Below are 20,970 nucleotides of genomic sequence, written 5' to 3' on the forward strand. Positions count from 1 at the left end.
GGCGGCGGTCAGGACGACGGCGAGCCGAGCCACAACCTCCCGACGAGGGAGGAACCGCCGGGCGTGCCGACCGGCTCCCAGCGCGTCGTCCAGCCCTCGGCGTGCAGCTGGACGACGACCGCGCCGATCACGGCGCCGAGGTTGAGCGCGGCCGTCGTGGTGGCCCGCTCCGGCAGGTGGACGTCGACCACCCCGTCGTCCTCGCCGCCGTACCGCACGACCACCGGGAACTCCGGCAGCGCGGTGGCCGCCACGAGGAACGCGTCGGCGACGGCGTCGAGCTCGCCCGGGCGCGGCACCAGGTCGGCGGCCGGCGCCCGCGAGCCGACCAGGTCGCGGCTGCCGTAGGGGAAGAGGTCGCCGGGGCCCAGCCGGACCAGCGGCCGGGTGCCGGTGTCCTCGGCCGGCGGGTCGAACCGCAGCCCCCGGACGACCGCCACCGGGATCCCGCCCAGCTTGCCCTTGACCAGGTCCGCGGCCGCGGCCAGTTCGTCGACGACGGCCACCTGGGTGGTCTCCAGCCGGTTGCCGTGCGCGTCGACGTCCCCGCGGTGGTCGGTGAGCGCGGCGATGCCGGCCGAGCCGACCGCGACGTCGGTGAGCCCCTCCCGCCAGGTGCGGCCGAAGGTGTCACTGACGACGACCGCGACCTGCACGCCGAGCAGGTCCCGCAGCCGTGCCCGCAGCGTCCGGGCCGAGGCGTCGGCGTCCTCCGGCAGCAGCACGAGGGCGTCCCCGGGCACGTTGGAGGCGTCGATGCCGGCCGCGGCGACCACCCAGCCCTGCCGCGTCTCGACGATCTTCAGCGGTCCCCGCCGCGCCACCACCCGCACCGTCTCGGCGTCGATGGCGCGCTGGCGGGCGGCCTCGCGGTCGGCGCCCGGCTCGACCCGCACCAGGCGCCCCTCCACCTTCGACACCACCTTGGAGGTGACGACGACGACGTCGCCGTCGGCCAGCCACGGCGCGGCCGCGGCGACCGCGGCGGCCAGATCGTCCCCCGGCGCGAACTCCGGCAACCCGGGCACCGGGTGGACCGAGATCCCCTCGGGCAGCTCAGGCACCTGCGGCGTCCAGCGCGGCCCGGGCCATGGCGGCCGTCGTCTCGGGGTCGGTCATGAGCAGCGGCACCGCGCGGACGTCGACGCCGGGCACGTCGGCCGCGTCCCCGGTGTGCACCAGCCAGGCGTCGAGCAGCCCGCCGGCCGAGCGGGCCCCGTAGTGGCGGGCCACCCCCTCGGCGCTGACCTCGACCCCGACCACCGGCAGGCAGCGGTCGGCCATCCCGCGCACGACCGCCCCGGAGACGATGGGGGAGATCCCGACCACCCGGCCCGGCGTGGCCAGCAGCGCCGCGCGCAGGCCGGGGACGCCGAGCACCGTGCCGATCGACACGACCGGGTTGGACGGGGCCAGCAGCACCGCGTCGGCCGCGGCGAGGGCCTCGGCCACGCCCGGCGCGGGGCGGGCGTCGTCCACGCCGACCTGGACGAACGCCGAGGCCTCCAGCGCGGCCCGGTGCCGCACCCACCACTCCTGGAAGTGGATGGCCTGCTGCCGGCCGGTGTCCGGGTCGGTCACCACGACGTGGGTCTCTACCCGCTGGTCGCTCATCGGCAGCAGCTCGACCCCCGGCTGCCAACGGTCGGCGAGGGCCGCGGTCACCTGGGACAGCGGGTAGCCCGCGTCGAGCATCCGGGTGCGCACCAGGTGGGTGGCGAGGTCGCGGTCGCCCAGGCCGAACCAGGTCGGCTCGGCTCCGTAGGCGGCCAGCTCCTCCTTGACCGTCCAGGTCTCGCCGGTCCGCCCCCAGCCGCGCTCGGGGTCGATGCCGCCGCCGAGGGTGTACATGACGGTGTCGAGGTCCGGGCAGATCCGCAGGCCGTGCATCGTGACGTCGTCGCCGGTGTTGACGACGGCGGTGATCCGGGCGGAGGGCACCGCGGCCCGGACCCCGGCCAGGAAACGGGCTCCGCCGACCCCTCCGGCGAGCACGACGATCTGCACGAAACTCATCGTGCCCGATGGGCAGTTGTCGACTGTTCGCCGGGCGTGTCGAGGGGTGCCACGAGATCTGACGAACAGGGTGTGACGGATGGGGCTGGTGTGGCGAGCCGCTTACACCGAGCGAAGTTGACGCCTCGGCAACGACACGCGTGTAATTCCCGCGGTGTCAGCGAGTGCCGAGCGGCCCGGGAACGTCCCGTGGAACGCACATCGGGACGACAGCGAGAGGGGACGCATCGTCATGGGAGAGGTCTCGTTCTTGAGCGACTACGTGGGTGGCGCCGAGCGGAGCACGGAGCGGGGCCCCGTCTTCAGTGGCCTGTGGACCGCCGGTCTGGAGGCCGACGCGCAGTCGTGGCAGGAGCGGGCGCTGTGCGCCGAGACCGACCCCGAGGCGTTCTTCCCCGAGAAGGGCGGCTCCACCCGCGAGGCCAAGAAGATCTGCACGGGCTGCGAGGTCAAGGCCGAGTGCCTGGAGTACGCGCTGGCCAACGACGAGCGCTTCGGCATCTGGGGCGGGCTCTCCGAGCGTGAGCGCCGCCGGCTGCGCCGCCGCGCGGTCTGAGGGACCCGTCCTCCCGCGCGACGCTCGACAGGCCCGGTCACGAGTCCTTCCGTGACACCGGCTCCGGGCTCCACCACAGCCCCCGACGGATCCCCGTCGGGGGCTGTGGTGGCATTCGGGACATGTCGACCGGGGACGACGGGGTGCGGGTGGTGGCCGGCCGCGCCGAGGTGGTCCGGGAGCTGCGCGCCGCGGGCCCGCTGCTCGCCGCGGTCCGCGCCCCGGTCCCGGCCCGGCCGCCCTGGCTGACCGCCGCGCTCAACGTCGACGCCGCCGGCCGGTGGCCGCGCCCCCGCCCGGTCGCGGTCGTCGTCGACCGGGGCGTCACCGGGCCGGCCGGGCTGGCCGCCCTCGCCCTGCGCGGCGCGGGCCCCCGGGTGACGGTCGCCCTGCTCGGCGACGGCCTGCCGGTCCCGCCGGGTACCCCGCCGGCCCGGCTGCCGGTGCGCGACGACGCGGCCGCCGCCCGCCTGGCGGCCGGCGTCCTGGAGCTGCTCGACTCGCTGCGGCGGCCGTGGACGCTGCGGCTCACCGGCCTGCCCATGGGGGACCCCACGCTGCGCGCGCTGGGCCGGCTGCGGCCCGAGGCCGCCTTCGCCAACGCCCGCAGCGCCCGCCTGGTCGACGTGCTCGACGCGGCCGGCGAGGTGGTCCGCAGCACGGCGGCCCGTGATCTCGAACGGTGGCTGCCCGGGCTGCTGGCCCGGGAACCGGACCCGCGGGGGCGGGCCTTCCTCCGGGCCGCGGCCCGGCTGCACGCGGCGATCGGTCAGCTGGAGCTGGCCGTGGTGGCCGACGGCGACCGGCTGCGGGCGGGGCTGCTCACGCTCGCCGACGACGCCGGCCGGCACCCCTGGTGGGGCTGGTCCGACGCCGGTGGACTGGGCCGTGAGATGGGTGCCCCGGTGGTGACGCTGACGCTGCGCGGGGGGCCGGGGGAGCGGCTCAGCCGGCGTACCGGATCGCGTTGAGTGCGTCGTCGTCGAGGGTCCCGACCCGGTCGGTGCCCAGGAACAGCGTCCCCTCGGCGGTCGCCCGCCCCTCGCGGACCCGTGCGGCGGGCGCGGCGGTCACCGTCAGCTCGTAGACCCGGCCGGTGTAGGTCGGTGCGGTGCCGATCGGCCGGACGTAGGTGGGGAAGCGGCCGGTGAGCCGCAGCTCCTCGCCGTCCCGCGTCACGGCGAGGGCCGGTGCGGGGAGGTCGGCGTGCTCGGTGGTCGAGCGGGCGCACCCGGCGTCCTCGGGGTCGGCGGGAGCCTGGTCGGTCATGCAGTTCCACGTCGGCAGCCGGACGTGCGCCAGCGCCGACGACCCGTCGCCGGTCGTGCTGACGCTCACGGACGGATAGGCGACGGTGACTCCGACGGCGTGTCGCTCGACGACGATCCCGCCGAAGGCGAGGCGCGCGGAGGCGCCGTCCGGATCCAGGGGCACCGACCAGCTGGCCAGCACCCCGGCGCCGCCCTCGCCGGGCAGGGGGTCGGCCGGGACGCCGGGCAGCTCCGGTGGTGGCGGGGTCGTCGGCACCGCGGCGCCGGGAGGACCGGCGGGGGAGGACGCCGGGGCGCTCGTCCCCGGGGCGTCGGCGTCCGTGCCGTCCGCGTCGTCCCCGCCGGCCGCGACCACGGCCAGCGCGCCGACGAGCAGCAGCGCCGTGGCGGCCATCGCCGCCACGACCCGGCCGGCGCCCGGGTCCGGGGTCCCGGGGACCGGCGCCTCCTCGGCAGGCGCGGGCTCGACCGGCGGGGGCGGGGAGGGGGCCCGGGTGCCCGGCGGTGCGTCGAGGAAGCCGGGCAGGTCGTCGTCCGTCCACCGGGGAGCCGGTGGCCGCGGCGCCGGCGGGGGGAGCTCGTCGGCGGCCTCGGAGCGGCCCCGGCCGTGTGCCAGCCACACCCCGGCCAGGCCGGCCAGCGCCAGCAGCGCCAGGCCCAGCACGATCCAGGGCACGGCGGCCGGCGCGGAGGAGTCCATCGCCGGGAAGCATCCCAGCCGTCCGGGCGCGCCCCCGGCAGGTGCGCGGGTGGCGTCGGCGATCCCCTGCGACGGTCCCGGTGGGCTGGGACCATTCCCGCGATGAGCACCAGCGGCGGGGCGACGGCGGCAGAGGGCGCGGTGCGGGAGCGGGTGAGCGCGCTGCTCACCGAACTGGGGGTGGAGCAGCCGCTGACGGGGGTCACCGACCTCAGCGCGACCCTGGGCGTGGTGGAGGGGGTCCTGGCCGACCGGGTGGTCGACCTCGCGGTCACCGAGAGCGGCAGGCGCCGGCTGCGCGCCGAGCTGCGCGGGCGGCGGTGGGCGGAGGAGCGGCAGATCGGCGTCCCGGACGTGCTGGCCGCCGCCGACGACGGCCGGTGGCTGCTGTCCCGGCGCATCCACCCGCTCCCACCCGGCGGGCCGCGGTGGACCGAGGCGGCCGTCGACGCCGCCGTGCGCATCGCCCCGCTGCCCGCGCCCCCGGGCAGCCCGTGGCAGCCGCCGGTCCGGCCGGCGCTGCGCCGGGCCCGGGCGTCGGTGGGCGACACCGGCCGGCTGCTGCGCGGCGGGGTGCGGATCGGTGAGCTGCGGGCGGTCCGGGCCGCGGCCGCCCAGCTGCCGCTGTCGGAGGTGACCCACGGCGACCTCCGGGCCGCCAACGCCGTCCTCGACGACGGCGGCCGGCTGGTGGTCCTGGAGTGGACGGGGGTCCGGCCCGGCCCCCGGCACCGCGACCTGCTGACCCTCTGGGCGACGACCGCCGACGAGGAGGACCGCGCCCAGATCGCCCGCGTGGTGCTGGACCGCACCGCCGGCTGGGAGGAGCCCGACGTGGGTCTGCTGTGGCACGCGGTCGCCCTCGAGCAGCTGGTCGAGCGGCTCACCCGGCCCGGCCGCGGCGACGGCCTGGACCTCGCGTTCGGCCGGGCGCGGCTGGCCGACGCCCGGGGCATCGCCGCCGAGCTGGGCAGCCCGGTCGCCGTCCCGGAACGCTGAGAGGGCTGTCGAGGAAAAGGAAGCTCTTCCCGCGTCAGCGGGCCCCAGACGTGGGCATGGCTTCCTTTTCCTCGCGGGGCCCTAACCGGTGGGGTCGATCTCCTCCGGGTCCCGGCCCAGCAGCACCGCCACCTGGTCGACGACGACGTCGCGCACCAGGTCGGCGAGGTCGTCGCGGTCGTGCGCGCGCAGCTCCAGCGGCCGCCGGTAGACGATGATCCGCGGCGGCACCTCGCGGCCGCCCTCCCGGTGGGCGGGCAGGACCCGGGCCAGCGGCACGCTGCCGTCGTCGAGCACGTCGGCGTCGAGCACCACCTCGTCGGGGCTGGTGTGCTCGACCCAGGGCACGTCCTCCACGGCGAACTCGACGCCGGCCAGCTCCTTCTCCCAGCGGCGCTCGAGGTCCTCCACCGCGTCGAGGACGAGGTCGTCGAACTGCTCGCCGCGACTGCGCGCCAGCGGCAGCCCCTCGGGGACCAGCCGTCCGCGCAGGCCACGACCGTGCCGGTCACGGCGGGAACGGGCGGGTCGGGTCATGGTGGGTGCGAGCGTACGGCCGGGGACGCGGCGGCCGCCGGTCCTGGTGCGACGGTCCCCGGGGCGACCGCCCGGCGGTGCCCGCGGGACCGTCGTGGAGGATGGGGCGGCTGCTGTCGCGGGGACCGAGAAACCCGGTGTGCCTGATGCCATGGACCGGGGTACGCGTCTACTGTGCGTTGCGTGAGGAACCGGTGGTGAGGCAGTCACGTCGCTGCTCGCGCAGCGGCTGCGCGCAACCAGCGGCAGCGACCTTGACCTACGTGTACGCGGAGTCGACCGCTGTCGTCGGCCCGTTGGCGACGTTCTCGGAGCCGCACAGCTACGACCTCTGCGAGTTCCACGCCGAGCGGCTGACCGTGCCGCGCGGCTGGGAGGTCGTCCGGCACGAGATCGACCTCGAGGACTCCGGCCCGACCGGCGACGACCTGCTCGCCCTGGCCGACGCCGTCCGCGAGGCGGCCCGGCCCGAGCCCCCGCGCCCGCCGGCCGACGACGGCAGCGGCACGCGCCGCGGTCACCTACGGGTCCTGCCCGACATCCCCTGAACACCGACCCCGTCCTCCCTCACCGCTCGCACGCTCGCGGCGAGCCTCTGGACGGGGCCACCCGGTCGGGGGTGGCCGGCACCGCGTCGCTGTGCCGGAGGTGCGGGCCCGCCGTTAGGGTCGGCGGCGCGTCGGTGACCGGTGGGGTCACCGACGGGAGCACCCGAAGGTGAGCGCGTGTCGGATCTCTCGTCGATCATCAAGGCCTACGACGTCCGCGGTGTCGTCCCCGACCAGTGGGACGAGGACGTCGCCCGGCGGATCGGTGCCGCGTTCGCGGAGTTCGTCCACCAGGAGAGCGGCGCGACCGCCGTCGTGACCGCGCACGACATGCGCGACTCCTCCGTGCCGCTGTCCCGGGCCTTCGCCGAGGGCGTCCTGTCCCGCGGCGTCGACGTCGTGGAGGCGGGGCTCGGCTCGACCGACCTGCTCTACTTCGCCTCCGGCTCGCTGGACGTCCCCGGGGCGATGTTCACCGCCAGCCACAACCCGGCGCAGTACAACGGCATCAAGCTGTGCCGGGCCGGCGCCGCCCCCGTGGGGCAGGACTCCGGCCTGGCCACCATCCGCGAGTGGGCGGAGCGGGACGGCTACGACCGCGAGCCCGAGCGGGTCGCCTCCATCGCGCAGCGCGACCTGCTCTCGGCCTACGCCGCCCACCTGCGCTCGCTGGTCGACCTGTCCGGCATCCGGCCGCTGCGCGTGGTCGTCGACGCGGGCAACGGGATGGGCGGGCACACCGTCCCGGTCGTCCTCGACGGCCTGCCGCTGGAGATCGTGCCGATGTACTTCGAGCTCGACGGCTCCTTCCCCAACCACGAGGCCAACCCCCTGGACCCGGCGAACCTGGTCGACCTGCAGGAGGCGATGCGCCGCGAGCGCGCGGACATCGGCCTGGCCTTCGACGGGGACGCCGACCGGGTGTTCGTCGTCGACGAGAACGGCGACCCGGTCAGCCCCTCGGCGATCACCGCGCTGGTCGCCGTCCGGGAGCTGGCCAAGGGCCGGGGGACGACGATCATCCACAACCTGATCACCTCGCGCGCGGTGCCGGAGATCGTCCGGGAGCACGGCGGGGAGCCGGTGCGGACCCGCGTCGGGCACTCGTTCATCAAGGCCGAGATGGCCCGCACCGACGCCGTCTTCGGCGGGGAGCACTCCGCGCACTACTACTTCCGCGACTTCTGGCGGGCCGACACCGGCATGCTCGCCGCCATGCACGTGCTCGCCGCGCTCGGCGAGCAGGGCCGGCCGCTGTCCGAGCTGACCGCCGCCTACAGCCGCTACGCCGCGTCGGGGGAGATCAACTCGACCGTGGAGGACGCGCCGGGGCGGGCGAAGGCGGTCCGTGAGGTCTTCGAGGGCGAGGGCGGCACCGTCGACGAGCTCGACGGCCTCACCGTGCAGCTGCCCGACGGGTCGTGGTTCAACCTGCGGGCCAGCAACACCGAGCCCCTGCTGCGGCTCAACGTCGAGGCCCCGGACGGCGACCGCATGGCCGCGCTCCGGGACCGTGTGCTGGAGGTGGTGCGCGCATGACCGGGACCCCCGGCGCCCCGGCCGCCGGTCCGCTCGGCCTGGACCCGGCGCTGTTGGCGATCCTCGCCTGCCCCGACACCCACCACAGCCCGCTGACGGTCGACGAGGAGGCCGGCGAGCTGCTGTGCACTACCTGCGACCGGGCCTTCCCGGTGCGCGACGGCATCCCGGTCCTGCTGCTCGACGAGGCCCGGCACCGCGGTGCCGGCGGGTGACCGGTACGGACGCGACCACCAGGGAGTCGACGCGATGACCTCACCAGAGCTGGCCGAGGAGGTCCTCGACGACCTCGAGCTGCTGCGGGCCCGCGATCCCCGGGGCCTGCTGCCGGCCGTCGCCGGCGCCGGTGCGCAGGTCCGGGAGACCTCCCGGCTCACCGAGGAGGCCGGCCTCGAGCGGGTCACCGCCGGCGGCCGGCCGCGGGGGCTGGTCATCGTCGGCCGGCGCGAGGGGGCGGTGGCCGCGTCGGTGCTGCGGGCGCTGCTCGGGCCGGCCAGCCCGGTGACGGTGGACGTCGTCCCGGGGCCGGACCTCCCGGTGTGGACCGGCCCGAGCGACATCGCCGTGGTCGCCACCCGGACCGGCGCCGGCCGGTACGCGGTGACGCCGGCCTACGAGGCGGCCCGCCGCGGCGTGACGCTGGTGGGCATCGGTGCGGAGGACGCCCCGCTGCGCGCGGCCTGCTCGACCGCCCGCGCGCCCTACGTCCCCCTGCCCCGCTCGCGGGTGCGGCACACCACGCTGTGGTCGCTGCTCACGCCCCTGCTCCAGCTGGCCGTCGGCCTGGAGCTGGTCTCCGAGGCCACCGCCGACCTCGAGGCGGTCGCCGCGGCTCTCGACGAGGTCGCCACCGAGTGCGGTCCGGCGCAGGAGTCCTTCGTCAACCCGGCCAAGACACTGGCCCTCGAGCTGCTGGACGCGCTGCCGGTGATCGCCGCCGAGGGGCCGCTGGCCGGCACCGCCGCCACCCGGATCGCCGACCAGCTCGCCACCCTGGCCGGGCTGCCGGCGACGACCTTCCGGATGCCGGACCAGCGGGTCGCCGCCTGCGCGGTGCTGCGCGGGCCGCTGACCCTGGGGGGCGGCGCCGACGACTTCTTCCGGGACCGGGCTGAGGGCGGCGACCGGCGGTTGCGCCTGCTCACCGTGCGCGACCTCGACGCCGGCGACCTCGACGACGCGGGGGAGCGGGAGCCCCGGTCGGCGCGGGAGGGCCTGACCGATGCGCTGCACACCGCGACGGCGTCCAACGTCCCCGTGAGTGGACTGGCCGAGCACGGGGAACCGGAGCGGTACGGCCGGCTGCCCCGGCTGGCCCGTCAACTGGCCGTGGCCGACTTCGCCGCCGTGTACCTGGCCCTGGCACTGGACGCCGAGAGGGTCGCCCGCCCATGAGTACCGACACGAGCAGGTCCAGCCCGCCCGGTGGGCACGAGACGGCGCACGACGACGCCGGCGGAGGCCACGGGGGCGGCCACGGCGGCACCAAGGCGATCATCGCCGCGCTGGCGGCCAACCTCGGCATTGCGGCCGCGAAGTTCATCGCCTGGATCGTCACCGGCGCCTCCTCCATGCTGGCCGAGGCGATCCACTCGGTCGCCGACTCCGGCAACCAGGTGCTGCTCCTGGTGGGCGGCAAGCGGGCGCAGCGTGCGGCCACGCCGCAGCACCCGTTCGGGTTCGGCCGCGACCGCTACATCTACGCGTTCATCGTCGCGATCGTGCTGTTCAGCGTCGGTGGGCTGTTCGCCATCTACGAGGGCGTGCACAAGCTCCAGCACCCCGAGGAGCTGACCTCCCCCGCGTGGGCCATCGGCGTCCTCGTGGTGGCCATCGGCCTGGAGAGCTTCTCCCTGCGGACGGCGGTCAAGGAGACCTCCGCGGTCAAGCCGCCGCAGCAGAGCTACTGGCAGTTCATCCGCACCGCCCGCTCGCCGGAGCTCCCGGTGGTGCTCCTCGAGGACACCGGCGCCCTCGCCGGCCTGGTGCTGGCGCTGCTCGGGGTCGGGCTGGCCGCCGTCACCGGCAACGGCGTCTTCGACGGCATCGGCACCGTGGCCATCGGCGTCCTGCTGGTGGGGATCGCGGTGGTCCTGGCGATCGAGACCAAGAGCCTCCTGCTCGGCGAGTCGGCGACCCCCGAGCACCAGCAGCGGATCGTCGCCGCCCTGGAGTCGCAGGGGGCGGGGATCTCGGTCATCCACATGCGGACGCTGCACCTGGGCCCGGAGGAGCTGCTCGTGGCCGCCAAGATCGCGGTGCGGGACTGCGAGACGGGGGAGACGATCGCGCGCTCCATCGACGAGGCCGAGGAGCGGATCCGCGCCGCCGTGCCGATCGCCCGGGTCATCTACCTGGAGCCGGACCTGCGCCGGCCGGGGACGACGGCCGGGTCGGGGGCGTCGGCCGTACCGCGAGCGTGAGCCGGCTGTCGTCCCGGCCGGGCGCCGGCCGGAGCACAGTGGGGGCATGAGCCGCACGCACCTCGGCCCGGCCCGCCGTCGCGCCGACCGGGCGCGGCTGGCCGACGAGGTGGTCGACGTGCTGGTCGTCGGCGGGGGAGTGACCGGTGCCGGCACGGCCCTGGACGCCGCAAGCCGGGGCCTGTCGGTCGCCCTCCTCGAGGCCCGCGACTGGGCCTCCGGCACCTCCAGCCGCTCCAGCCGGCTGATCCACGGCGGGCTGCGCTACCTCGAGCAGCTGGCCTTCCCGCTGGTCCGGGAGGCGCTGCACGAGCGCTCCCGGCTGGTGAACACCATCGCCCCGCACCTGGTCCGCCCGCTGCCGTTCCTGCTGCCGCTGACCGCGCCCGGCTGGCAGCGCGCCTACTACGGCGCGGGGGTGGCGCTCTACGACGTCCTCGGTGCCGCCCTCGACGCCGACCGCGGGGTGCCCGCCCACCGGCACCTGTCCCGGCGGGCCACGCTCGCGGCCTTCCCGGCGCTGCGCCCCGACGCGGTCGTCGGCGCGATCCGCTACTGGGACGCCCAGGTCGACGACGCCCGGCACACCCTCGCCGTCGTCCGGACGGCGGCCGGCTACGGGGCGCGGGTGCTCTCCAGCGCCCGGGTGACCGGGCTGCTCCGCGACGGCGACGGCGACCGGGCCCCGGTCGTCGGCGTGCGCGTGGCCGACCTCACCGACGGCTCCTCGTTCTCGGTGCGGGCACGCAGTGTGGTGGCGGCCACCGGCGTCTGGAGCGACGACGTCGGCGCGATGCTGGGCGGGTCGGCGCCCAGCCTGCGGGTCCGCGCGTCCAAGGGCGTGCACCTCGTCGTGCCGCGGGAGGCGATCGACGTCGGCGACGTCGCCGCGCGGCCGGGGCTGATCCTGCGGACGGCCACCAGCGTGCTGTTCGTCATCCCGTGGGGCGACCAGTGGATCGTGGGCACCACCGACACCCCGTGGAAGCTCGACCGCGACCACCCCGCGGCCAGCAGCGCCGACATCGGCTACCTGCTCGACCAGGCCAACCGGGTGCTCGCCCGGCCGCTGACGGCCGACCAGGTCGTCGGCGTCTACGCGGGGCTGCGGCCGCTGCTCGAGGGGGAGGCCGACCAGACCAGCCGGCTGTCCCGGGAGCACGCCGTCGTCGCGCCGGTGCCCGGCCTGGTCCTGGTGGCCGGGGGCAAGTACACGACCTACCGGGTCATGGCGGCCGACGCCGTCGACGCGGCCACCGCCGCGCTGCCGGGCGTGCCGCCCTCGCGCACCGCGCACCTGCCCCTGGTCGGGGCGCACCGCTGGCAGGCCGTGCGCGGCACCGCCCCGGAGCTGGCCGCGGCCACCGGGCTGCCGGAGGACGCCGTCGAGCGGCTGCTGCACCGGCACGGGGACCGCGTCGGCGACGTGCTCGACCTCGTCCGCGCCGACCCCGACCTGGGCCGGCCGCTGCCCGGGGCGCCGGCGCACCTGGCCGCCGAGGTGGTGCACGCCGTCACCGTCGAGGGGGCGCTGCACGTCGACGACGTCCTGACCCGCCGGACGCGGGTGTCGATCACCACGCCGCACCGCGGCACCGAGTCGGCCCGGGCGGTCGCCGAGCTGATGGCCGGACCGCTGAGGTGGGACGCGGAGCGGGTCGACCGGGAGGTGGCCCACTACCAGGCGCGGGTGGAGGCGGAGCGGGAGTCGCAGCGGATGCCCGACGACCGCACCGCCGACGCCGCCCGGCTGGGCGCCCCGGACGTGCGCGCGGCGGTGTGAGCGCGGATGACCCTTTCGGGGGATGGAGCCCGCAGCGGTGACGTCCGTAATAACTGGTGTGCTCTCCCCTTCAGTAGCCTCGTCCGTGATGTGGCAGCTCACCAGTGCAGTCCGGTTCTACCCGTGGGGCAGCCGGACGGTCATCCCCGAGCTGCTGGGGCAGCCCAGCCCGGCTGACCGCCCGCACGCGGAGCTGTGGATGGGAGCGCACCCCGACGAGCCCAGCCTCCTCACCGACGGCCGCTCGCTGGACAAGGCGATCGCCGAGGAGCCCGAGCGGCTGCTCGGCTCGCCGGTGGTCGAGCGCTTCGGCGCCCGGCTGCCGTTCCTCCTGAAGGTGCTGGCCGCCGACGCGCCGCTGTCCCTGCAGGCGCACCCCACCATGGCCCAGGCCGCCGCCGGCTACGCGGCCGAGGAGGCGGCCGGCGTCCCCCAGGACGACCCGACGCGGACCTTCAAGGACCCGTGGCACAAGCCCGAGCTGCTGGTGGCGCTGACCACCTTCGAGGCGCTGTGCGGTTTCCGGCCGGTGGAGGAGTCGCTGCACTGCCTGGCCAAGCTGCAGGTGCCCGAGCTCAAGCCGACGATCGCCGCGCTCGCCCGCCGGGGCCTGCGGGCGGCCATCCCGCAGCTGCTCGCCCTCTCCGGCCGGCGTCGCACCGCGCTGGTGGAGGCGGTCGCCGAGGCCGCGGCCGGCTTCGTGGCCGCGCACGACCCGGAGTTCATCAACACCTACCGCTGGGCAGCGACGCTCGCCGAGGCCTACCCCGGCGACGCCGGCGTCGTGATCTCGCTGCTGTGCAACCACCTCAAGCTGGCACCCGGGGAGGCGGTGTTCCTGCCCGCCGGAAACCTGCACGCCTACCTCAGCGGGGCCGGCGTCGAGGTCATGGCCAGCTCGGACAACGTGCTGCGCGGCGGCCTGACCGGCAAGCACGTCGACCTCGCCGCGCTCATCGAGGTGCTCGACTTCAGCGACGGCCGCGTCCCGGTGCTCCACCCGGTGCTCGGCCCCGGCGGGCTGCGCTACCCCGTGCCGGTCGAGGACTTCGACCTCACCCGGGTCGCCCTGGACAGCCAGTCGGGCACGCTCACCACGCGCGGGCCCCAGGTCCTGCTGTGCACCGAGGGCCGGGCGGTCCTCGTGGCCGCCGACGGCGAGCTGGTGCTGGAGAAGGGCCAGTCGGCGTTCGTGCCGGCGGGGGAGCCGGTCAGCGCGCGCGGCCCGGCAGTCCTGTACCGGACCACCACCAACCTGGGCTGAGCGACCGGGCGCCACCCCGGCCGGACCGGGCGTGGCGCCACCGGAGGGCCGCGATCGCGGCCTAACGTCGGGGGGGTCGTGACCTCCCGCCCCCGCTCCGCCCTGCGCCGGCTCGCCGCCGGTGTGGTCGCGCTCGCCCTGGCCGGGAGCGTCACGGGCTGCGAGCCGTTCCTCGACACCGGCAGCGACGCCGGCCCGGTCCCCGTCTCCGGTGCGCAGGCGGGCTCCGCCCTGGCCGCGCTGGAGGAGCTGGCGGTCAAGGGACGCGCGCCCCGCACCGGCTACGACCGGGACCGCTTCGGCGCCGGCTGGGTGGACACCGACCGGAACGGGTGCGACACCCGCAACGACGTCCTGGCGCGGGACCTGACCGGCGAGACGTTCCGGCCGGGCACCCGGAACTGCGTCGTCCTCAGCGGCACCCTCGCCGACCCGTACTCCGGGCGCACCATCGAGTTCCGCCGCGGCGAGGGCACCAGCGAGCAGGTGCAGATCGACCACGTCGTGGCCCTGTCGGACGCCTGGCAGAAGGGCGCCCAGGGCTGGGACGCGGCCCGCCGCACCGAGTTCGCCAACGACCCGCTCAACCTGCTCGCCGTCGACGGGCCGCTCAACCAGCAGAAGTCCGACGGCGACGCGGCCACCTGGCTGCCGCCGAGCCGGGGGTACCGCTGCGCCTACGTGGCCCGGCAGGTGGCGGTGAAGGCCACCTACGGGCTCTGGGTCACCCAGGGCGAGCACGACGCGATCGCCGACGTCCTCGCCGGGTGCCCCGGCGAGCCGCTCCCCGAGGCGCCGGTTGCGGCGCCGGCGGCGGTGTCCTACGCCGGCTGCGACGCGGTCCGGGCGGCCGGGGCCGCGCCGCTCCGGCGCGGCGAGCCGGGCTGGCAGGACGCCTTCGACGGTGACGGCGACGGCCTGGCCTGCGAGTAGCCGGGGCACGGCGGGGACGACGTACCCTGGACGACGGCACGAGCCCCGCCGAAGCCTCGGCATGCTCGCTCGCCCGGGGCGCACCGGGACCACAGCGACCGACCGATGCCCGCCCACCCGGGGCCGGGCCGATCACTGGAGCGACATGACCGCCAGCACTGGCACCCCTGTCCTGACCGACGGCGACTTCAAGGTCGCCGACCTCTCCCTCGCCGGCTTCGGCCGCAAGGAGATCCGCCTCGCCGAGCACGAGATGCCCGGGCTGATGGCGCTGCGCGCCGAGTACGGCGACGCCCAGCCGCTGGCCGGCGCCCGGATCGCCGGCTCCCTGCACATGACCGTCCAGACCGCCGTCCTGATCGAGACGCTGACCGCGCTCGGCGCCGACGTCCGCTGGGTGAGCTGCAACATCTTCTCCACCCAGGACCACGCCGCCGCGGCGATCGTCGTCGGCGACGGCACCCCGGAGCAGCCCTCCGGCGTCCCGGTGTTCGCCTGGAAGGGCGAGACGCTGGAGGACTACTGGTGGTGCACCCAGCGGCTGTTCGAGTTCCGCGACGGGAACGGCGACGTCGTCGGCCCGAACATGCTGCTCGACGACGGCGGTGACGCCACGCTGCTGGTGCACCTGGGCACCCGCTTCGAGGCCGAGGGCGCCGTCCCCGACACCACCGACGCCGACTCCGAGGAGTACGGCGTCATCCTCGACGTCCTGCGCGGCACCCTCGCCACCGACGGGCAGTACTGGACCGGCATCGGCCAGGGCATCCGCGGCGTGACCGAGGAGACCACCACCGGCGTCATGCGGCTCTACGAGCTCGCCCGCGACGGCCGGCTGCTGTTCCCGGCGATCAACGTCAACGACTCGGTGACCAAGAGCAAGTTCGACAACCTCTACGGCTGCCGGCACTCGCTCATCGACGGGATCAACCGGGCCACCGACGTGATGATCGGCGGCAAGGTGGCCGTGGTCTGCGGCTACGGCGACGTCGGCAAGGGCTGCGCGGAGTCGCTGCGCGGCCAGGGCGCCCGGGTGATCGTCACCGAGATCGACCCGATCTGCGCGCTGCAGGCGGCGATGCACGGCTACGAGGTGACCACGCTGGAGGCGGTCATCGGCAAGGCCGACATCATCATCACCGCGACCGGCAACAAGGACATCATCACCGCCGACCTGCTGTCGCAGACCAAGCACCAGGCGATCGTGGGCAACATCGGCCACTTCGACAACGAGATCGACATCGCCGGTCTGGCCCGCACCCCGGGCATCGAGCGGACCACGATCAAGCCGCAGGTCGACGAGTGGCGGTTCGCCGACGGCCACACGATCATCGTGCTCTCCGAGGGCCGGCTGCTGAACCTCGGCAACGCCACCGGGCACCCCAGCTTCGTGATGAGCGCGTCGTTCTCCAACCAGGTGCTCGCCCAGATCGAGCTGTGGAACAACCGGGCCGCCTACGAGGGGCAGACCCCGGGCGTCACCGTGCTGCCGAAGAAGCTCGACGAGCACGTGGCCCGGCTGCACCTGGACGCGCTCGGCGTGCAGCTCACCGAGCTGACCAAGGTGCAGGCCGACTACATCGGGGTGGCCGTGGAGGGCCCGTTCAAGTCGGACCACTACCGCTACTGAGCGACGCGCACCGCTTTCGGGTGACACACGGAGGGCACCCGTCCGGCGCATCGCCGGGCGGGTGCCCTCCTTTTCGCACGCAGCAGCGCAGAATGGGCGTCGTGCCACCCACCGCTGCCCAGAACGGCTCCAGCCGCGGCCGTGTCCTCGTCGTCGACGACGACGCCGCCCTCGCCGAGATGCTCGGCATCGTGCTCCGGCGCGAGGGCTACGAGCCGGCCTTCGTGTCCGACGGCAACCGCGCGGTGGGCGTGTTCCAGCAGACCCGCCCCGACATCGTGCTGCTCGACCTCATGCTGCCCGGTCGCAACGGGCTGCAGATCTGCCAGGACATCCGCACCCAGTCGACGGTGCCGATCGTCATGCTCACCGCCAAGGGCGACACGATCGACGTCGTCCAGGGCCTGGAGGCCGGCGCCGACGACTACGTGACCAAGCCGTTCAAGCCGGTCGAGCTGGTCGCCCGGGTCCGCGCTCAGCTGCGCCGCGGGGAGACCGGCCAGGCGGAGAACCTCAGCATCGGTGACGTGCAGATCGACGTCCCGGCGCACCAGGTCACGCGGGACGGCGTCCCGATCGCGCTGACCCCGCTGGAGTTCGACCTGCTGGTCGCGCTGGCCCGCAAGCCGCGCCAGGTGTTCACCCGCGAGCTGCTGCTCGAGCAGGTGTGGGGCTACCGGCACGCCGCCGACACCCGGCTGGTGAACGTCCATGTGCAGCGGCTCCGCGCCAAGATCGAGCGGGACCCGGAGCGGCCGGAGATCGTGCTCACCGTGCGCGGGGTCGGCTACAAGGCGGGCCCGCCGTGATGGGCCGCCCGCGGCCGTGAGCACCACCCGGCCGGCGCCGGCCGATCCGGCCCAGGCGCCGACTGGCGAGCCGTCGTCCTCCGCGGGGACGGTGGGCCCACCCCCGGCCGCGCCCCACCCCGGGCTCCCGGGGGAGCTGCGGCGGCTGCGCCGTGGGCTGCGGCGCCGGACCATCCGCGCCCGCCGGCTGTCGCGCCGGCTGGGCCGGCAGGCGCTGCACGCATGGCGGTCGTCGCTGCACGTGCGCATCGGCGCGATCACGATGGTCGTCGCCGGCACGGTCGTGGTCATCGTGAGCATGGTGCTGTTCAGCCAGATCCGGGACCAGCTGCTGTCGGTGAAGCGGCAGGCCGCCGTCGACCAGGCCCAGGCCGGCGTGCTGTACGCGCAGAACGAGGTGGCCGGCATCGCCACGGGGGACGCCCCGAGCGTCCGGTCGACGCTGGACCGCACCGTCAAGAGCCTCATGGACCGCCGCGGCGAGGCCGGTGACTTCGACGTCGTCATGGTCTACCGCAGCGGCGACACCGACCGCCCCGCGCCGAGCCGCCGGTACGTGTACCCGGCCATCCCCGCCGAGCTGCGCGCCGACGTCGCCTCCGGCGGCCAGTTCTCGCAGTACGCGATGGTCCCCGACGCCGCCGGCGAGCCCCGCCCGACGCTGCTGATCGGCGCGCCCGTGCCCACCGACGCCGCGGCCACGGAGCGGATCGAGCTGTACTACGCGTTCCCCCTCGTCCAGGAGGAGGAGAGCCTGTCGCTGATCCGCAGCACCGTCGTCATCAGCGGCATCGCCCTCACCCTGTTCGTCGTCGGCATCGGGGTGCTGGTCACCCGGCTGGTCGTCGACCCGGTCCGCCGGGCGGCCGGCACCGCGCAGCGGCTGGCCGAGGGGCAGCTCGAGGAGCGGATGACGGTGCGCGGCGAGGACGACCTCGCCCGGCTGGCCACCAGCTTCAACGCGATGGCCGACAGCCTGCAACGGCAGATCACCCAGCTGGAGGGGCTCTCCCAGCTCCAGCAGCGGTTCACCTCCGACGTGTCGCACGAGCTGCGCACGCCGCTGACCACCGTGCAGATGGCCGCGGAGATCCTCTACGAGTCCCGCGCCGACTTCCCGGCGCACGTGGCGCGCTCGGCGGAGCTGCTGCAGACCGAGCTCGACCGGTTCGAGGTGCTGCTCACCGACCTGCTGGAGATCAGCCGCTACGACGCCGGGGCCGCCGTCCTCGAGTGGGAGCCCACCGACCTCGGCGCCCTCGTGGGCCGGGTGGCCGCCGGGATGTCCGCGCTGGCCGAGCGGCACGGCTGCGAGCTGAGCGTGAGCGGTCCCGACGAGGAGGTCATCGCCGAGGTCGACGCCCGCCGGGTGGAGCGGATCCTGCGCAACCTGGTCGGGAACGCGATCGAGCACGGAGCCGGCCGGCCCGTGGAGATCACCTGGGCGGCCAACCGGACGGCGGCCGCGGTGACCGTGCGCGACCACGGCGTGGGGCTCAGCTCCGCCGAGGCCCAGCACGTGTTCGACCGGTTCTGGCGGGCCGACCCGTCCCGGGTGCGGACGGTCGGCGGCAGCGGCCTGGGCCTGTCGATCAGCCTCGAGGACGCCCGGCTGCACGGCGGGTGGCTGCAGGTGTGGGGCCAGCCCGGCGCGGGCGCCCAGTTCCGGCTGACCGTGCCGCTGACCGCGGGGACGGACCTGACCAGCTCCCCGCTGCCGCTGCGGCCGGCGGTCGGCCGCCGCGCCGGGGTCCAGCGGTGAGGCGCCGCCGCGGGACGGCGGCGGGCCTGCTCGCCGGCCTGCTGACGCTGGCGACGGCGTGCTCGACGGTCCCGACCAGTTCGGCGACGATGCAGATCACCCAGGCGCCGACCCGCTCGGACGCCCCGGTCGGCATCGAGCCGCTGTCCCCGGTGGCGGAGGCCACGCCCGACGAGATCGTGCGCGGCTTCCTCGACGCCGCGGCCAGCACCGTGCGCGGACACCCGGTGGCCCGCGAGCACCTGACGCCGGACGCCACGCGGACGTGGTCGGACGAGTCGGGCATCACCGTCCTCGGCCCGGACTACGCCACGGTGACCACCGACGCCGGCACGGTGGCGGTGACCGCGGAGCTGGTGGGCACGATCGACCAGCGGGGCGTGTTCACCGTGTCCGGCCAGGGCGTCTACGCCCGCGACTTCACCCTCCAGGAGGTCGAGGGGGAGTGGCGGATCACCAACCCGCCGGACGGGCTGACCATCCTCGAGCCGGACTTCGAGCGGCTCTACCAGCGCCGCGACCTCTACTTCCTCGACCCCACGGGGCGGCGGGTGGTGCCCGACCCGCGGTACCTGATCAGCGGCGAGGCGCAGCCGACCGTGCTGGTGGAGCGGATGCTCGACGGGCCGTCGGCCCAGCTGCAGGCCGGCGTCCGGAACTCCCTCGCCGGCGCGGCGCTGCGCCGGGCCGTGTCGGTCTCCGCCCAGACGGTGACCGTCGACCTCACCGGGCTGGCCGAGGCGCCGGAGTCGCAGCTCAGCGAGCTGTCCGCGCAGCTGGTGTGGACCCTCGAGCAGCTGCCCGCCCGGACGGTGGAGATCCTGGTGGACGGCGAGCCGTTGCCCCTCGACGGCGTCCCCCAGCGGCAGTCGGTCGACACGTGGACGAGGTTCGACCCCGACACCGTGCCGGTGGGCGCGGTCGGCCACTACGTCGACGCCGGCGCGCTGCGGATGGTGCCGGCCGACCCGGCGCCGGGGCCGGCCGGGGCCGGCGCCTACGGCCTCACCGGCGCCGCGATCGCCACCGACGAGCGCACCGGCGAGCCCACCCAGATGGTGGGGACGACCGACCGCGACGGCCCGGCCGTCCTGCTGTCCGGTCCGTACGGCGGCGACCTCGTCCCGGTGCTGTCCGGGAGCAGCCTCACCGCACCCACGGTCGCCGCGACCCGGGAGGAGTTCTGGGTGGTGCGCGACGGCGGCGCGGTGGTCCGGGTGCCGGCCGGTGGCACCCCGCAGCCGGTCACCGTCCCCACGCTGGCCGGCCTGGGGCGCGCCACGGTGCTGCAGCTGTCGCCGGACGGCGTCCGGGCCGCCGTCGTGGTGGAGAACGGGCAGCGGGAGAGCCTCCTCGTCGGGACGGTGGTGCGCTCCGAGGACGGCCCGGTGGCGCTGCGCGACCTGCGGGACGTGGCGCCGTCGCTGTCCCAGGTCGCCGACGTGGCGTGGCGGACGGCGGGCAGCCTGCTGCTGCTGGCCGGGGACGCGGAGGAGGGCCGGATCGAGCCCTACGTGGTGGGCGTGGACGGCTGGGGCCTGGACTCCGTGCCGACCGCCGGGCTGCCCAGCCAGCCGACCAGTGTCGCGGCGGCCCCCGGACAGCCGCCGCTGGTGAGCGCGGGGGGCACGATCTGGCAGTGGCAGCTGGCCGGCGGCACCTGGGTCACGCTGGTCCGCGGCGCCCAGCCGCTGCCGGGGACCGAGCCGGTCTACCCGCTCTGACGCCGTCGTCCACAGATCCGCGGCGGGCCTGGGCGCCCGGTGCCCCGGGGACGAGGCTGGCCGGGTGGACGGCGGGGTGCTCGACGCGCTGGCCGACCTGCTCCTGCCGCGCACCTGCGCCGGCTGCGAGCTGCCCGGTGCGCTGCTGTGCCGCCGCTGCGCGGGGCTGCTGACGCTGCCGCACCTGGCCCAGCCGCGGCGCTTCCCGCCCGGCTTCCCGCCGACGGTGGCGGCCAGCGCCTACGCGGGACCGGTCCGCCCGACCGTGAACGCCTTCAAGGAACGCGGCCGCGCGGAGCTGGCGCGGCCGCTGGGCGCCGCGCTGGCCCTGGCGGTCGCGGGAGTGCTCGCCGGGCTGGCCCGCGCTCCCGGGCCGGTGCGGCTGGTGCCGGTGCCCAGCGGCCGGGCGGCGCTGCGGGCGCGCGGCCGCGACCACGTCCGGGAGCTGACCGGCCGGGCGGTGGCCGAGCTAAGTC

At 75.9% G+C, this 20,970-nt stretch carries 19 protein-coding genes and 1 pseudogene; 16 read left to right on the forward strand and 4 right to left on the reverse strand.

What is annotated here, in order from left to right:
- Window positions 1-8 precede the first annotated feature (8 nt).
- Window positions 9-1,064, reverse strand: a complete 1,056-nt coding sequence (locus tag MY520_RS13825; RefSeq protein ID WP_436692674.1) for a coenzyme F420-0:L-glutamate ligase — start codon at window positions 1,062-1,064, stop codon at window positions 9-11.
- Window positions 1,057-2,016, reverse strand: coding sequence for a 2-phospho-L-lactate transferase (gene cofD, locus MY520_RS13830; protein ID WP_436692675.1), 960 nt, complete (start codon window positions 2,014-2,016; stop codon window positions 1,057-1,059). The genes MY520_RS13825 and cofD overlap by 8 nt, the downstream gene beginning before the upstream one ends.
- A gap of 232 nt (window positions 2,017-2,248) precedes the next feature.
- Between cofD and MY520_RS13835 the strand changes: the two genes are divergently transcribed.
- Both MY520_RS13835 and MY520_RS13840 read left to right on the forward strand, forming a co-directional pair.
- Entirely contained in the window at window positions 2,249-2,572 is a 324-nt protein-coding gene (locus tag MY520_RS13835; RefSeq protein ID WP_436692676.1) for a WhiB family transcriptional regulator, read from the forward strand.
- 122 nt (window positions 2,573-2,694) lie between these two features.
- A complete protein-coding gene (locus tag MY520_RS13840) occupies window positions 2,695-3,543 on the forward strand; it encodes a GNAT family N-acetyltransferase (RefSeq protein WP_436692677.1) in 849 nt (282 codons plus the stop codon).
- Here MY520_RS13840 and MY520_RS13845 read toward each other — a convergent pair.
- Window positions 3,518-4,543, reverse strand: coding sequence for a hypothetical protein (locus MY520_RS13845; RefSeq protein WP_436692678.1), 1,026 nt, complete (start codon window positions 4,541-4,543; stop codon window positions 3,518-3,520). The two genes, MY520_RS13840 and MY520_RS13845, sit on opposite strands and share 26 nt — an antisense overlap.
- A gap of 102 nt (window positions 4,544-4,645) precedes the next feature.
- Between MY520_RS13845 and MY520_RS13850 the strand changes: the two genes are divergently transcribed.
- Window positions 4,646-5,542: a phosphotransferase gene (locus tag MY520_RS13850; protein WP_436692679.1), complete on the forward strand. Its 897-nt coding sequence runs from the start codon at window positions 4,646-4,648 to the stop codon at window positions 5,540-5,542.
- Window positions 5,543-5,623: 81 nt separating this feature from the next.
- On the opposite strand, the gene MY520_RS13855 is transcribed toward MY520_RS13850, so the two are convergent.
- Complete coding sequence (locus MY520_RS13855) at window positions 5,624-6,079, reverse strand: metallopeptidase family protein (protein WP_436692680.1); 456 nt, start codon at window positions 6,077-6,079, stop codon at window positions 5,624-5,626.
- 146 nt (window positions 6,080-6,225) lie between these two features.
- On the opposite strand from MY520_RS13855, the gene MY520_RS13860 reads away from it, so the two are divergent.
- From MY520_RS13860 to MY520_RS13920, 13 genes and pseudogenes are all read left to right on the forward strand, one after another.
- Window positions 6,226-6,627: a DUF3499 domain-containing protein gene (locus MY520_RS13860; RefSeq protein WP_436692681.1), complete on the forward strand. Its 402-nt coding sequence runs from the start codon at window positions 6,226-6,228 to the stop codon at window positions 6,625-6,627.
- A gap of 177 nt (window positions 6,628-6,804) precedes the next feature.
- Window positions 6,805-8,166 (forward strand): phosphomannomutase/phosphoglucomutase, encoded by a 1,362-nt coding sequence (locus MY520_RS13865; RefSeq protein WP_436692682.1) that lies wholly within the window; start codon window positions 6,805-6,807, stop codon window positions 8,164-8,166.
- Window positions 8,163-8,381, forward strand: a complete 219-nt coding sequence (locus MY520_RS13870; protein WP_436692683.1) for a Trm112 family protein — start codon at window positions 8,163-8,165, stop codon at window positions 8,379-8,381. Before MY520_RS13865 ends, MY520_RS13870 begins: the two co-directional genes overlap by 4 nt.
- A 34-nt stretch (window positions 8,382-8,415) precedes the next feature.
- Window positions 8,416-9,561, forward strand: coding sequence for an SIS domain-containing protein (locus MY520_RS13875; RefSeq protein ID WP_436692684.1), 1,146 nt, complete (start codon window positions 8,416-8,418; stop codon window positions 9,559-9,561).
- Window positions 9,558-10,589 carry a cation diffusion facilitator family transporter gene (locus MY520_RS13880; protein WP_436692685.1) on the forward strand — a complete coding sequence of 344 codons (1,032 nt, stop codon included), beginning with the start codon at window positions 9,558-9,560 and terminating at the stop codon, window positions 10,587-10,589. Before MY520_RS13875 ends, MY520_RS13880 begins: the two co-directional genes overlap by 4 nt.
- Before the next feature lie 46 nt (window positions 10,590-10,635).
- Complete coding sequence (locus MY520_RS13885; protein WP_436692686.1) at window positions 10,636-12,372, forward strand: glycerol-3-phosphate dehydrogenase/oxidase; 1,737 nt, start codon at window positions 10,636-10,638, stop codon at window positions 12,370-12,372.
- A gap of 88 nt (window positions 12,373-12,460) precedes the next feature.
- Window positions 12,461-13,636: a mannose-6-phosphate isomerase, class I gene (gene manA / locus MY520_RS13890; protein ID WP_436692687.1), complete on the forward strand. Its 1,176-nt coding sequence runs from the start codon at window positions 12,461-12,463 to the stop codon at window positions 13,634-13,636.
- Between the two features lie 78 nt (window positions 13,637-13,714).
- Window positions 13,715-14,569 carry a GmrSD restriction endonuclease domain-containing protein gene (locus tag MY520_RS13895; protein ID WP_436692688.1) on the forward strand — a complete coding sequence of 285 codons (855 nt, stop codon included), beginning with the start codon at window positions 13,715-13,717 and terminating at the stop codon, window positions 14,567-14,569.
- 145 nt (window positions 14,570-14,714) lie between these two features.
- Entirely contained in the window at window positions 14,715-16,199 is a 1,485-nt protein-coding gene (ahcY, locus tag MY520_RS13900; RefSeq protein ID WP_436692689.1) for an adenosylhomocysteinase, read from the forward strand.
- A 92-nt stretch (window positions 16,200-16,291) separates the two neighbouring features.
- Complete coding sequence (gene mtrA / locus MY520_RS13905; protein ID WP_436692690.1) at window positions 16,292-17,008, forward strand: MtrAB system response regulator MtrA; 717 nt, start codon at window positions 16,292-16,294, stop codon at window positions 17,006-17,008.
- Window positions 17,009-17,024: 16 nt separating this feature from the next.
- A complete protein-coding gene (gene mtrB, locus MY520_RS13910) occupies window positions 17,025-18,770 on the forward strand; it encodes an MtrAB system histidine kinase MtrB (protein WP_436692691.1) in 1,746 nt (581 codons plus the stop codon).
- A complete protein-coding gene (locus tag MY520_RS13915; protein WP_436692692.1) occupies window positions 18,767-20,494 on the forward strand; it encodes an LpqB family beta-propeller domain-containing protein in 1,728 nt (575 codons plus the stop codon). The genes mtrB and MY520_RS13915 overlap by 4 nt, the downstream gene beginning before the upstream one ends.
- A 64-nt stretch (window positions 20,495-20,558) precedes the next feature.
- Window positions 20,559-20,970, forward strand: a pseudogene (locus MY520_RS13920) (ComF family protein); the annotation flags it as partial.

The organism is Geodermatophilus sp. CPCC 205506 (assembly GCF_051383635.1).
Lineage (GTDB): Bacteria > Actinomycetota > Actinomycetes > Mycobacteriales > Geodermatophilaceae > Geodermatophilus.

Coding starts and splice junctions, on each gene's coding strand:
- cofD (WP_436692675.1), bottom strand. CDS start 2,016: ATGAGTTTCGTGCAGATCGTCGTGCTCGCCGGAGGGGTCGGCGGAGCC.
- MY520_RS13835 (WP_436692676.1), top strand. CDS start 2,249: ATGGGAGAGGTCTCGTTCTTGAGCGACTACGTGGGTGGCGCCGAGCGG.
- MY520_RS13840 (WP_436692677.1), top strand. CDS start 2,695: ATGTCGACCGGGGACGACGGGGTGCGGGTGGTGGCCGGCCGCGCCGAG.
- MY520_RS13845 (WP_436692678.1), bottom strand. CDS start 4,543: ATGGACTCCTCCGCGCCGGCCGCCGTGCCCTGGATCGTGCTGGGCCTG.
- MY520_RS13850 (WP_436692679.1), top strand. CDS start 4,646: ATGAGCACCAGCGGCGGGGCGACGGCGGCAGAGGGCGCGGTGCGGGAG.
- MY520_RS13855 (WP_436692680.1), bottom strand. CDS start 6,079: ATGACCCGACCCGCCCGTTCCCGCCGTGACCGGCACGGTCGTGGCCTG.
- MY520_RS13860 (WP_436692681.1), top strand. CDS start 6,226: ATGCCATGGACCGGGGTACGCGTCTACTGTGCGTTGCGTGAGGAACCG.
- MY520_RS13870 (WP_436692683.1), top strand. CDS start 8,163: ATGACCGGGACCCCCGGCGCCCCGGCCGCCGGTCCGCTCGGCCTGGAC.
- MY520_RS13875 (WP_436692684.1), top strand. CDS start 8,416: ATGACCTCACCAGAGCTGGCCGAGGAGGTCCTCGACGACCTCGAGCTG.
- MY520_RS13880 (WP_436692685.1), top strand. CDS start 9,558: ATGAGTACCGACACGAGCAGGTCCAGCCCGCCCGGTGGGCACGAGACG.
- MY520_RS13885 (WP_436692686.1), top strand. CDS start 10,636: ATGAGCCGCACGCACCTCGGCCCGGCCCGCCGTCGCGCCGACCGGGCG.
- manA (WP_436692687.1), top strand. CDS start 12,461: ATGTGGCAGCTCACCAGTGCAGTCCGGTTCTACCCGTGGGGCAGCCGG.
- ahcY (WP_436692689.1), top strand. CDS start 14,715: ATGACCGCCAGCACTGGCACCCCTGTCCTGACCGACGGCGACTTCAAG.
- mtrA (WP_436692690.1), top strand. CDS start 16,292: ATGGGCGTCGTGCCACCCACCGCTGCCCAGAACGGCTCCAGCCGCGGC.